The following is an 11,906-nucleotide window of genomic DNA, read 5'->3' as shown; positions in this document are numbered from 1 at the left end:
TAATTAGTGGTCACCAAGATGCTTGAAAGCAACCTTGAGGTGGTCAACCCAGATATCCAGAACCTGGGGAAATTCAGCGGTTCCCTTGAGTACGGGAACGCACTTATAGCCCAGCTTGGAAAGTTCGGATTTCCATGAGTCAGCTTCATCGCCAGCCATATCATTACGGGCATGGTCGCCCGCAACAGACATGTATGGAATGAGATAGACTTTCTTGGACTTGCTCTTCTTGAGCAGAACTTTCACATCATCAAGAGAAGGAGCACCTTCAACTGTGCCTACAAAAATCTTGGGATCAACTTTGGAGAAGTAATCCTGAGAAGCGGGATAATAGATGTTGGCAGGATGGTGAGTTCCATGCCCCATAAGCACAACCGCATCCTTGGACTTACGGTCCTTGGGAATGTTGGCGATAATGGCTTTTACGGTACGCTGCATGTCTTCGTCAGAATAAAGAAGCGGCTTACCAACGGTCACTTTGGTCATGCCTTTAGGCATACCTTCGAACCTTTTTACAGTGTCGTAGATACCTTCGAATTCTTCACCGGGGATGGTGTGCAGGGACTGCACTGCCACATGAGTAAAACCTTCATCCATCATTCTGGTCATAGCCATTACCGGGGAATCAACTCCACGGCCTTCTTTAGACAGAATATTCCTGATAATTGCGGAAGAGTACGCCCAACGTACAGAAACGCCCGGGAATGCAGCTTTCACAGCCTTGTCGATAGCATCAAAAGAAGGCTGTGCTTCAGGCATACTGGAACCGAAAGCTGCGAGCAGGATACCTTTTTTAACAGGCTTTGCATCACCGTGTCCGGCCATGGCGAATGAAGGGATTAACAGAAAACAAACCAGAATAAATGCGGGGAAGAACTTGAATTTGTCCCCAAAACGGTACTGCATAACAGTCTCCTCAAATTTGGGGGGCTTAAAAATAGTGGCACCGCACATGTAACTATGCGCAGTGATTTCTGACAGGTAAAAGCCCCGTTATCCATCAGAATGATCGTGATTTGCACCCAGGCAGGTCTTCCGACTCGTCCCATTTCACCCGGCCTTCCCGAAATTAATTCAGTGGCACGCAGGACCGGATTTAATCCGGCCACACGGGGTAAAACCGTTAAGGACTCACGGCGGCGGGTCCGTTCCCGACTTTAACGGGATTCCCTATTAAGCTCGTGAGAGCGCCTCAGGCAAAGGCTAAATATGATTGTTCACCTCTATTGTCAATCTCAGCGTGCAGCAAGCGGCCCATCTCCGATTCCGGGCCAAATACGAATCATTCCAAACAAAGCGCGTAATGTGGTCCATAATCCGGCCACTATCCAGATCCAAAACAACATCTGCTGCGGATGAATCCAATCTACCACAAAAAGGACAGCCGCACTCGTCAATACTGCCGTAAGCATGGCATTACGCAGATAGCGAAAATCTCCTGTTCCTAGATGAATCCCGTCTGTAGCAAAGGAAAGTGCGTTAATGGGCTGTAAAAAAGTCACCGCAAGCCATGCCGGCCCAAACACCATGGCTGCTTCTTCCGGCACCAGCATCCAGACCACAGGACCCTGCCCCAAATACATACCGATGGTCAAAAGAACACCGGTCCCGAAGCTCCATTTGCAAACCAGTGAAGCTACTTTACGAGCTGTAATTCGGTCTGCACGACCTACAAAATAGCCCACCAGCGATTGTCCGCTGATGGCAAAAGCATCCAGAAAAAGGGCCAAAAAAACAAAGAACTGACGGATAGCCTGATGCGCCGCACCGGATTCCGCACCGGCCTTAGTGGCAAAACGGGTACAGAGCAGCAGAAACAAACATACGCAGCCAGTACGCACGAACATATCCCCGCCGATAACAAAGAGCCTGCGGGCATCCGCAAGGCTGAAACCGGTATTAAATCCGTAATGCTTACGCACTACCAGCACAGCCCAGATCGCACCGATCCACTGACTGATGGCACTTGCCAGCGCGGCACCGCCGACTCCCATTACCGAAAACGGACCCTTACCGAAAACAAGACACCAATCCAGCACCACGTTGATGGCATTCATACCCAGCGCAATCCACAGCGGAGAACGCATATCCTGATAGCCGCGCAAAGAACCGAAGCAGGAAAGCACCACAAGTACGGCCGGAGCGCCCAGCAAACGGTAACTCATATAATCCACTGCCAGATCACGAACAGCGCCCTCGCCGCCCATCAATCCGGAAATGCTCCCTAAAAATGGAAAGACAACAAACATCAGCACCAGACCGATTACAGCAGAAATACCCGCCGCCATCCAGCCGAGAGAAGAAGCCCTTTCCAGATCGCCCTTACCAAGGGCATGCGAGACCTCGGTCTGGGTGCCGATACCAAGGAATCCGAAAACCCAGAACACAGACGAGAATACAATGGTCCCGATACCAAGCGAAGCCAACGGTTCCGGGCCGAGCTTGGCAACAAACGCGGTATCTACCAGCCCGGTCAAAGGCTCGGCGACCATAGAGAAAAGAACCGGAATTGCCAGTGTCAGCAATGTCCGGTTCGGATTAATTTCAAACGGATGTTGTTTATTTTCTGTCATTAAAGATGCCTTCGGCGACCCTGCCGGGATTCTTAAACCCTTTTAATACGCTTCGCATCTTGTGATGCTCAGACCGTTATTTAATATTCTCTTCAAACCAAACTTCAAAAAAATCCATTGCTCTCTTGCCGTACAGTTCTTTGCGGGCGCGCTTAGGTGCACGCTTCTTGAGTGCAGGCATTAGTCCGAACTGGACGTTGGAAGGCTGAAAATTTTTCTTAGCTTCACGCAGATGACCGAGCAGTGCGCCAATGGAAGTTTCCGGCGGCGGTGCAGGCAATTCGTTACCTTTGGCCTGCTCGGCGAGCATGCGCCCTACCCAGAGACCGCAGGCAGCGGATTCAAGGTAGCCTTCCACCCCGGTAATCTGTCCGGCAAGGTGAATGCGCGGGTCGGCCTTGAGCGCCAGCTTTTCGTCCAGAACTTCAGGAGCATTAACGTAAGTGTTACGGTGAATGGAACCCATGCGCAGGAATTCAACATCTTCAAGGCCGGGAATCATACGGAAAATACGTTTCTGCTCCGGGTACTTGAGCTTGGTCTGAAAACCGACAAGGTTGAAGGCTGTCTTGTCCTTGTTCTCGGCACGCAGCTGAACAACAGCATAAGCCTGCTCTTCAGTGCGAGGATCAATCAAGCCTACAGGCTTGAGCGGCCCAAAAGCAAGGGTCATATCACCACGGTCTGCCATCTCCTCAATGGGCAGGCAGCCTTCAAAATGGATTTCCTTTTCAAATTCGCGGGGCACAACGCGCTCGCCTTCTTTCAGTTCCTTGATGAAAGAATTGTACTGTTCCTCAGTCATGGGACAGTTCAAGTAATCATCATCCTCAGGCTTGTAACGGGAACCGTAGAAAGCCACATCCATGTTCACGGAATCACGGGTCACGATAGGCGCGATGGCATCATAAAAATATAGACGCTGTTCGCCGATCTTGGACATCAGGCTTTCGGTCAGCCCTTCGGAGGCCAGCGGTCCTGCGCAAACAACGATCTTAGAAAAATCAGCAAGTTCAGGATCATCAAGGGAAATAATTTCCTTGCGGACAACGGAGATGAATTCGTTCTGCTCAATCTCTTCGGTGACCAGTTTGGAGAAAACCTCACGATCCACAGCCAAGGCAGAACCAGCGGGAACACGGGCCTGCATTGCAGCTTTCATGAGGACAGAATCAAGGGCTTCCATTTCCTTTTTAAGCACGCCGATAGCAGTGTTCAGCTCACCGGAACGCAAAGAGTTGGAACAGACAAGTTCAGCCAGACCGGGCAGATGATGGGCCTCGGAATATTTATCGGGCTTCATTTCGAAAAGCACTACCGGAACTTCAGCCTTCGCCAGCTGCATTGCACATTCACACCCAGCCAGTCCGCCACCGATTACAGCAATTTTATCCACGTATATTACTCCAAAGTCGATTGAATTTTTCAGTTATCTCAATTAATAAATGATAGATGTGTTTCGCGATCCTGCAAAATTATACCTAACTCACCATTTATGACCGCACCAATCTTAAAAATCAAGAATCTGACCACATCTTTCGCCACTCCGGGCGGAATCATTAAAGCTGTGGATAATGCCAGTCTGGACTTAGGGCAAGGAGAAACTTTAGCCATTGTCGGTGAATCAGGCTGCGGAAAAACCGTCCTATCCCTCTCTGTAATGGGCCTTATCCCTGATCCTCCGGGACGGATCACCGCAGGACAGGTGCTCTACCGTGATCAGGACCTCGTGCTACTCTCTGAGCAGGAAATGCAAAAAGTCCGCGGCAACAAGCTTTCGATGGTTTTTCAGGAACCCATGACTTCGCTAAACCCGGTTTTCAAAATCGGTAACCAGATCGGTGAAACTCTACGACTGCATAAGGGGATGAATAAACATCAGGCCGCCGAAGCAGCGATAGAAGCCCTCAAGCTGGTCGGAATTCCCACCCCCCATAAAAGGATCAACAATTTTCCGCATGAACTGAGCGGGGGTATGCGTCAGCGGGTCATGATCGCCATGGCACTGGTCTGCTCACCGGAAATCCTGATTGCCGATGAACCTACAACGGCACTGGACGTGACCATTCAATCCCAGATTCTGCGGCTTCTGGACGAGCTTAAGCATAAAATGAACGGTTCACTCATGCTCATCACCCACGACCTAGGCGTGGTGGCACGGGTCGCCACAAGAGTTGCAGTCATGTATGCGGGACAGATTGTGGAGTCTGCGTCCATCTCGGACACCTTCAAGGAACCGCTCCATCCATACACGCAAGGGCTGCTTAATTCTGTACCCCGGCTTGGCTGCCGCACTGCCCTGACTCCCATTCCCGGCAACGTTCCTGCACTGCTGGACTTGCCAAAGGGATGCCGTTTCCATCCCCGCTGTGACCGGGCTTTTGATCTTTGCCGGGAGCAGGAACCTCAACTTTTAAATAAAGACGGCAGACAAGTGCGCTGCTGGCTGCATACATAGCATAATGAATGAAAACATACTGGAAATAAAAGATATTAAACGCCACTATCCCGTCAGCAACGGACTTTTCTCCCTGTCCAAGTCTACGGTGAAAGCTGTTAACGGCATTACCCTTGAAGTAAAGAAAGGTGAGACGCTTGGGCTTGTAGGCGAATCAGGATGCGGGAAATCAACTCTTGCCAGACTACTCACCGGACTGGAAAAGCCGGATCAGGGCAGTATAAATTTCAAAGGCCGCAGGCTTGATGAATGGACCGCAACTGAGCGCAGCACCATGCTTCAAATGGTCTTTCAGGACCCGTACTCTTCGCTCAATCCCCGCCAGAGAATCGGAAAAATTATTTCCGAATCCATGCGCATCCATAAATCAGGCAGCAAGGACGAAATCCAGAAACGGGTCGAAGAACTGCTGGTACAGGTAGGTTTAAGACCTGAGCACCACAAACGCTACCCCCACGAATTTTCAGGCGGCCAGCGCCAGCGTGTGGCAATCGCACGGGCCATTGCCATGAACCCGGACCTAATCATCTGTGATGAACCAGTATCCGCGCTGGATGTGTCCGTACAGGCGCAGGTCCTCAACCTGCTTAAGTCCATTCAGCGGGAATTCGAACTGAGCTACGTTTTCATTTCCCACGACCTTTCGGTAGTCAGCCACATAAGTGACCGGGTGGCGGTTATGTATCTTGGGCAGCTCATGGAGATTGCCACTGCCGAAGAGCTTTACCGCAACCCCCAGCACCCATACACCCAGATCCTTCTCGATGCTGTCCCGGTTCCTGATCCGGCTGTTCAGAGAGAAGATGTGGTCATAACCGGAGATATGCCCAGTCCCATCTCACCGCCTTCAGGCTGTCCCTTTCATACCCGCTGCCCCAAGGCTATGGATATCTGCTCGCAGGCCCAGCCGGAACTAAAAGAAACCGAGGACGACCATAGAGTGGCTTGTCATTTGTATTAAAAAAGGCCGGAGCATTTGCCCCGGCCTTTAAAATTAAATTTATTTTATTTGCAGTTACTTAGAATTAGAACGTTCATGATATGCTTTTGCCAGTCCGCCCGCTGACGTTTCGCGGTAAAGACTTGGCAGGTCATGTCCTGTTTTCTTCATAACTTCCACAACCTCATCAAAAGGAATACGGTGAGAGCCGTCGGAAAGAATGGACATCTGGGCACGAGCAAGGGCGCGGGTGGAGGCGCAGGCATTACGTTCAATACATGGAATCTGCACCAAGCCGTCCACGGGATCACATGTCAGGCCCAAATGGTGCTCAAGCCCCATTTCCGCTGCATATTCAATCTGACGCAAAGTCCCGCCCATAAGCTGGGTTGCTGCAGCAGAAGCCATGGCGCAAGCTGAACCTACCTCCCCCTGACAACCGACCTCTGCTCCGGAAATAGAGGCATTAGTCTTAATCACATTACCGAACAGTCCGGCAGTAGCCAGTGCACGGAGCAAATCATTCTCTTTAAGATGTTCCTGAGTATCTTTGAGATAGCGTAAAGTTGCCGGAACGATGCCGCATGATCCACAAGTAGGAGCGGTTACGATTTCACCGCCACCTGCGTTTTCTTCGGAAACAGCAAGGGCATATGCAGTGGTCATACCGGTAAGCTGCATATCAGCGCCGGCATGCTTAGTGCGGCGGTAATAAGATTTAGCCTGCCTGCGAAGTCCTATAGAACCGGGCAATACCCCCTCGGCCTCAAGACCGCGTTCAAGGGATGCTTCCATTACTTCCCAGACATCTCGCAGAAAATCCCAAATCTCAGGGCCTTCACACTTTTCTACATATTCCCAATAGGTGATACCTTTGTCTTCACAGTGGGCCATAATCTCAGTAATAGTGCTTAACCCGTAGACGGGATCAGCACTGGAAGCGGCAGCACCTTCTTCACGGATGGCACCACCACCGACACTGTAAACTTTCCAAGTGTCAATAACTGAACCGGAACTGTCCAAAGCTTCAAACTGCATTCCGTTGGGATGCTCGGGCATCTTCTCTTCAGCTTTCCAGACCAACTCAGTTTTATCATCGCCGAGGACACTGAGAATCGCCCAGTCGGTAAGGTGCCCCTTACCTGTAGCGGCAAGACTCTCAAAAAGCGTTACCCTGAACCGGGATGCATCAGAATGTTTCTCCAAAAACCTTTCCGCAGCCATACGCGGTCCCATTGTATGGCTTGAAGAAGGCCCCACTCCAATACGGTATAACTCCCTTAAAGACTCCATCTCTCCTGCCGCCTTGTAAAAAATTATAATTCATCCCCTGAAAACACGTTATGTTTTTCCACAATCAGAAACGCTTATATTACGCATTAACTAAAATTGACAACTAAAAAATACTGATTACGCGATCAATAGATTGTTAAACAAATTAAAATGAATACAATTCATGCATTTCTACAAGAAACATTTCATGAAATACTTGCTTATCATGAACCTAGACCTAATAAAAAAGCCTCCGATTGTAATACCGAAGGCTTAAATAAACATCAAAAGCAGAAATGGTTAATCAACCAGCCCTTCAGGCAGGGTTTCAACAAATCTCCTGATTTCATCACGAACCCTACGAAAACTATCGAGCTGTTCTTCATTTGAGCCACCTCTTTCCGCAATTTCCTTTGCCATTTTCGGCGGATCATCAAAACCGACATGAACAACTTTACTGCCGCCCGGAAAAAACGGACAAGTCTCGTGGGCATGATTGCAGACAGTAACCACTATATCAATAGGAATATCTCTAAGTTCATCAATATGAGTAGACTTATGCGCGGAAATATCAACACCGGCTTCAGCCATTACCTTTACAGCAGAAGGATTAAGTCCGTGCGTTTCAATACCTGCGGAATAAGCATTGATCTGATCTGATTTTAAATGCCGAGCCCATCCCTCAGCCATCTGGCTTCTGCAGGAATTGCCTGTACACAAAAACAAAAGATTTATCTTATTTTGCATTTTTCCACCTGTTTGGATATTTTGCCAAAGAGGAAAGTTCAATAAAAAATCATTCCATTTGAGTCAAGCAAACACAACAGTTGTAACTAAATCGGCACAATCAGAACTGTTATTCGCGCATGCGAGCCTGTTTTCTTATATAATGAGGCAGTCTGATCTTCCATCTATCCAACTCATATTGACTGAAAACAAACTCTCCCTGAGCTGGAATAACCGGAGAAATAGAACTGACAGGAGTGCCGTCAAGAATCTTCATTACAATCTCACCGGCAGCACGCCCTTGCACTTCGCCACTTAAGACCATTCCCCCAACGGCCTTATCTTTACCCACACTCATTTCCCAGAAAGCAAAAACAGGAACCGGAGAATTCTCTGAAGTCCATGCCAGGACTTCCTCTCCGTCAACATTTGCACCTTCTTCAAAAAGACTATGGTATAAACCAATGACTATAGCGTCATATCCATTTTTGTCGGCATTTTTTACGGCCTTGCGCCAGTTAGTGTAATCACAAAAAGAACTAACATCCGCCCTAATCCCGCTGATCTCCATGCTATGCTGATCATGGAACACAGATGCCCTGAAAACTTCAGAAGTCGTGCCCTTATCAAGCAGAATCAAAACTTTTTTATTATTGAAAAGAATCAATTCCTTTAAATATCTTATTGTTCTTTTATAGAGGGGACGCTCAAGCACCCCGGTAACATTTCCCCCTAACGGACCATAATTACGCGGGTTATTGTTAATACCCATATAAACAACAGGTGTTTTTGTTTCTAAAAATCTATGTTCAAGTAACATCAGGGCGTTATCATCAGAAATTACGACAACGTCCGGCTTGACTTCCAAATAATATTGCCAAGCCAAATCAGCCTTTTCCTGATACTTTGATGCATCAATTCGCTTGGTATCCATCTGAAAATTGTATAACTCAACCTGATCCTTAAATATGGACTCAAGCCCAGCTCTTTCCTCTTGATCCCAAACATACCCATCATGGTAACTCTCAATAAAGAGCACCTTGGGCTTTGCGTTTGCAGAAGCTGCAGACACAAATAACAGCAGAAAAATTAGAGCACTGACTTGTTTTAACATAACGCTCCCGGGCTTAAGTCGAACACAAACCTCTTTCCATCAATTGACTACCCAGACGGTACATCCTACTGCAGACTGGACCACTTTGGTTGAAACGGAACCGAACAAGAACTCCTCAGCCTTGCTGACACCGCGCCTTCCGATAACAATGGTTCCGTACTCGCCTTCTTCGCGGATACGCAAAATATCCATACCAATGCTGCGCCCGGTCGAACAGATGTCTGTTTCATGGAAAGGAGACTTGCAACTGGCAAAATACTCAATTTTAATTTCTTCCGGGTTTACTCCCATCGAGACGAGCTTCTTCTCGGCCTCGGCCAATTTCACCATCATCGCCTGCTCATTCTCTCCACATTGCTTTTCCCAAGCAGCATCATCGGGAAAGATATCTTTATCCGGTAATCTTTCCACATAAAGCAATACTATCTCGCCACCGGAACAATTGCGGGCAATATTACCAATATATTCCACAGCCTTGAATGAATTTTCCGAACCGTCAAAGGCAACCAGCATCTTCATGGATTCCATAATAATTTCCCTCCTGCAGACTTAAACTACGCAAACCGGCTTACAAACTACGTATTTCCTTCAAACTTTTATTCATATCCAGCATCAATTCATCAACAGTCTCATAAAAAACGGAACTGGAAGATGAAAAGTGCATCAGTATATTATTTAATGACGGTGGAATGTAATCGTAAATTTTCTTCAAATTTACAACCCGGTTCCCGATAACCACCGAATAATCACCCGGAGTTATGGACGAAAGCATAGCCGGATCAATGTGATGATCCTTCATGGTCTGTGGTGTAATATTAGCCTTACCCGCCAGATAGATAAGGATACTTCCAAGTCCGAACACATCAAGCCCGAATGGGTTTTCATAAAGTTCAAAAGCATAATCGAAGTCTATCCACCTGTAATCTCCGGTATCATATTCAACCCATAGATGATCACGTCGAATATCCCCATGCTTTTCATCATTGTCGTGCAGAAATTTGATGGCCTCACAAGCCCAGATATACTTTTCTAAAATATCCGGAAAATGCTCGTGAAAGTATGTTTTATGATCTACCGCAATATTATGTACCCAGACATCAAGACGCTTACCCCGTATTATATCCAGCACCCGCACATTATTTCCTGCAGAGTCATTCACTGAATACCCCTGCATAAAGCGCATATCACCCTTTACCAGATCAAGAATACGTGCTTCCTTACGCGGGCTCCGGAAACACTCGATTTTGAATGGACCGATATTCATGGGGAACTTTTCGTAAAAAACAAGCTTTAAAATCTTGTGCTGCCCATCTTCCAAGCGCTTGCATCTCTTGACCCAATACTTGGGGTCATCAAGACCGAATCTTCGTTCCATTTCATTTTTAGAGACAAGAAAATGCTCATTCCCAAGTTGGATAACATCACTGAAATCAATATTCATGAATTCAGAGGTATCTGTATATAAATTCCCGAAACGGGAACTGCTGTAGTCAGGCAGATGAGTCTTAATAAGATCTTGGACTTCCTTGCTCATATCCACTCCCGCGATTCAAGCTGTTGGGCAAAAATCAACTTCTATGCTTACTGTGAATATAACACACCGCCATCAATAAAGAAAGAAAAACAGAAAACAGAAGGATAGGATTATAGAAAAGCAAAAGGAATATATTACACCCTGACCCTTGCCTGTTATCCATTTGTACTTTAAGTTGAAAGATTGAGATAAACACTTTAACCGCAATATTCTCAACAGAGGATTTCTTGAACCAAAAATTTTATTCACTGGATGAACTGGGCTGGAAAGACTGCTTCAAAAACCAGCTGGACACTGACGACAATGAACTGATTCCCGCCCGGGTTACCATGACTCACAAGGGACATCTGGTTGTCTCCACCGGACAGTCCGAACTACTGCTGAAGATAGCAGGAAAAGGAATAGGCAGCTTAAACGAACAACCTACTGTAGGTGACTGGCTGCTTATGGATCGCGAGACCATGGTCCCGGTCAAAATACTTGAACGCACCAGCCTGCTCCAGCGCATGGCTCCCGGTCAGGAAGTCAAACTACAGCCCATTGCCGCCAACATCGATACACTTTTCATTGTTTCTTCCTGCAACACCGAATTCAACCTGAACCGCATTGAACGCTACATCTGTCTGGCTCTTGAGGCCGGGGTAAATTTCGTGCTTGTGCTGACGAAAGAAGACCTGACTGAAGAAGCGCAGCAATACCGCAAGCAGGCCGAACACCTATACGAGCCCATGCCCATTGTGACTATCAATGGCAAGGATCCGCAAAGCGTGCAGAGCCTGCAGGAATGGTTCAAGCCCGGCGAAACCGTGGCCCTGCTAGGTTCGTCCGGTGTAGGCAAGACAACTTTGCTCAACACCATAAACGGCACCGAAAAAGAGAAAACCGGAGCCATCCGCCATGGAGACGACAAAGGCCGCCACACAACAACCACACGCTCACTGCATGTAATGCCTAGCGGAACCCTGCTTATTGACGTTCCCGGCATAAGAGAGTTGCAACTCCATGACTGTCATGCCGGCATTGACCGGGCTTTCAGCGAAATAGTGGAAGCCGAAGAGATGTGCCGTTTTGCAGATTGCAGTCATGAACGTGAACCTGGATGTGGAGTACGTGAAGCACTTGAAAGTGAAACTATCACCCGGCGCAGACTTGAAAATTATCTGAAATTGAAAGAAGAAGCGGAAAAGAATACTACAGAGATTGCAGAACGGGCCAAAAGAAAAGCCGGAAAGAAGAACAAATATTCGCGCAAATGGAAAAAATAATTTATTAAACGGTGCGATCTTAAA

At 47.6% G+C, this 11,906-nt stretch carries 11 protein-coding genes and 1 riboswitch; of the genes, 3 read left to right on the top strand and 8 right to left on the bottom strand.

The features are described from left to right. Positions 1 to 3: 3 nt before the first annotated feature. The 3 genes from ACKU40_RS04185 to trmFO all read right to left on the bottom strand — a co-directional run bounded on the left by ACKU40_RS04185 (position 4) and on the right by trmFO (position 3,969). Positions 4 to 906 (bottom strand): sirohydrochlorin cobaltochelatase, encoded by a 903-nt coding sequence (locus tag ACKU40_RS04185; protein WP_320175274.1) that lies wholly within the window; start codon positions 904 to 906, stop codon positions 4 to 6. Positions 907 to 1,007: 101 nt separating this feature from the next. Then, positions 1,008 to 1,210, bottom strand: a riboswitch (cobalamin riboswitch). Between the two features lie 25 nt (positions 1,211 to 1,235). Continuing rightward, positions 1,236 to 2,573, bottom strand: coding sequence for an MATE family efflux transporter (locus ACKU40_RS04180; RefSeq protein WP_320175273.1), 1,338 nt, complete (start codon positions 2,571 to 2,573; stop codon positions 1,236 to 1,238). Positions 2,574 to 2,649: 76 nt separating this feature from the next. Beyond that, the gene (gene trmFO, locus ACKU40_RS04175) at positions 2,650 to 3,969 is read right to left on the bottom strand and encodes a methylenetetrahydrofolate--tRNA-(uracil(54)-C(5))-methyltransferase (FADH(2)-oxidizing) TrmFO (protein WP_320175272.1); all 1,320 of its coding nucleotides are present in this window, start codon (positions 3,967 to 3,969) and stop codon (positions 2,650 to 2,652) included. A 99-nt stretch (positions 3,970 to 4,068) separates the two neighbouring features. Between trmFO and ACKU40_RS04170 the strand changes: the two genes are divergently transcribed. Both ACKU40_RS04170 and ACKU40_RS04165 read left to right on the top strand, forming a co-directional pair. Next, positions 4,069 to 5,031: an ABC transporter ATP-binding protein gene (locus ACKU40_RS04170; RefSeq protein ID WP_320175271.1), complete on the top strand. Its 963-nt coding sequence runs from the start codon at positions 4,069 to 4,071 to the stop codon at positions 5,029 to 5,031. Positions 5,032 to 5,035: 4 nt separating this feature from the next. Then, complete coding sequence (locus tag ACKU40_RS04165) at positions 5,036 to 5,992, top strand: dipeptide ABC transporter ATP-binding protein (protein ID WP_320175270.1); 957 nt, start codon at positions 5,036 to 5,038, stop codon at positions 5,990 to 5,992. Between the two features lie 54 nt (positions 5,993 to 6,046). On the opposite strand, the gene ACKU40_RS04160 is transcribed toward ACKU40_RS04165, so the two are convergent. The 5 genes from ACKU40_RS04160 to ACKU40_RS04140 form a co-directional block, all read right to left on the bottom strand. After that, positions 6,047 to 7,264, bottom strand: a complete 1,218-nt coding sequence (locus ACKU40_RS04160) for an L-serine ammonia-lyase (RefSeq protein WP_320175269.1) — start codon at positions 7,262 to 7,264, stop codon at positions 6,047 to 6,049. A 279-nt stretch (positions 7,265 to 7,543) separates the two neighbouring features. Further along, positions 7,544 to 7,990: an arsenate reductase ArsC gene (locus ACKU40_RS04155; RefSeq protein ID WP_320175268.1), complete on the bottom strand. Its 447-nt coding sequence runs from the start codon at positions 7,988 to 7,990 to the stop codon at positions 7,544 to 7,546. 109 nt (positions 7,991 to 8,099) lie between these two features. Next, a complete protein-coding gene (locus tag ACKU40_RS04150; protein WP_320175267.1) occupies positions 8,100 to 9,083 on the bottom strand; it encodes an ABC transporter substrate binding protein in 984 nt (327 codons plus the stop codon). A 39-nt stretch (positions 9,084 to 9,122) separates the two neighbouring features. Continuing rightward, complete coding sequence (locus ACKU40_RS04145; protein WP_320175266.1) at positions 9,123 to 9,611, bottom strand: universal stress protein; 489 nt, start codon at positions 9,609 to 9,611, stop codon at positions 9,123 to 9,125. Between the two features lie 40 nt (positions 9,612 to 9,651). Next, on the bottom strand, positions 9,652 to 10,617 hold the full coding sequence (locus ACKU40_RS04140) for a serine/threonine protein kinase (RefSeq protein WP_320175265.1): 966 nt from the start codon (positions 10,615 to 10,617) through the stop codon (positions 9,652 to 9,654). Positions 10,618 to 10,844: 227 nt separating this feature from the next. On the opposite strand from ACKU40_RS04140, the gene rsgA reads away from it, so the two are divergent. Continuing rightward, complete coding sequence (gene rsgA, locus ACKU40_RS04135; RefSeq protein ID WP_320175264.1) at positions 10,845 to 11,882, top strand: ribosome small subunit-dependent GTPase A; 1,038 nt, start codon at positions 10,845 to 10,847, stop codon at positions 11,880 to 11,882. The last annotated feature ends 24 nt before the right edge of the window (positions 11,883 to 11,906 follow it).

It is taken from the genome of Maridesulfovibrio sp., from assembly GCF_963666665.1.
Classification (GTDB): Bacteria; Desulfobacterota; Desulfovibrionia; order Desulfovibrionales; family Desulfovibrionaceae; genus Maridesulfovibrio.
The sequence above is the reverse complement of the archived record's forward strand: the minus strand, read 5'-3'. Positions and strand labels throughout refer to the sequence as shown.

What these genes read in the sequence shown, in the direction of transcription:
- ACKU40_RS04185 (WP_320175274.1), bottom strand. Translation starts at nt 906, where the DNA reads ATGCAGTACCGTTTTGGGGACAAATTCAAGTTCTTCCCCGCATTTATT.
- ACKU40_RS04180 (WP_320175273.1), bottom strand. Translation starts at nt 2,573, where the DNA reads ATGACAGAAAATAAACAACATCCGTTTGAAATTAATCCGAACCGGACA.
- ACKU40_RS04170 (WP_320175271.1), top strand. Translation starts at nt 4,069, where the DNA reads ATGACCGCACCAATCTTAAAAATCAAGAATCTGACCACATCTTTCGCC.
- ACKU40_RS04165 (WP_320175270.1), top strand. Translation starts at nt 5,036, where the DNA reads ATGAATGAAAACATACTGGAAATAAAAGATATTAAACGCCACTATCCC.
- ACKU40_RS04160 (WP_320175269.1), bottom strand. Translation starts at nt 7,264, where the DNA reads ATGGAGTCTTTAAGGGAGTTATACCGTATTGGAGTGGGGCCTTCTTCA.
- ACKU40_RS04155 (WP_320175268.1), bottom strand. Translation starts at nt 7,990, where the DNA reads ATGCAAAATAAGATAAATCTTTTGTTTTTGTGTACAGGCAATTCCTGC.
- ACKU40_RS04150 (WP_320175267.1), bottom strand. Translation starts at nt 9,083, where the DNA reads ATGTTAAAACAAGTCAGTGCTCTAATTTTTCTGCTGTTATTTGTGTCT.
- ACKU40_RS04145 (WP_320175266.1), bottom strand. Translation starts at nt 9,611, where the DNA reads ATGGAATCCATGAAGATGCTGGTTGCCTTTGACGGTTCGGAAAATTCA.
- ACKU40_RS04140 (WP_320175265.1), bottom strand. Translation starts at nt 10,617, where the DNA reads ATGAGCAAGGAAGTCCAAGATCTTATTAAGACTCATCTGCCTGACTAC.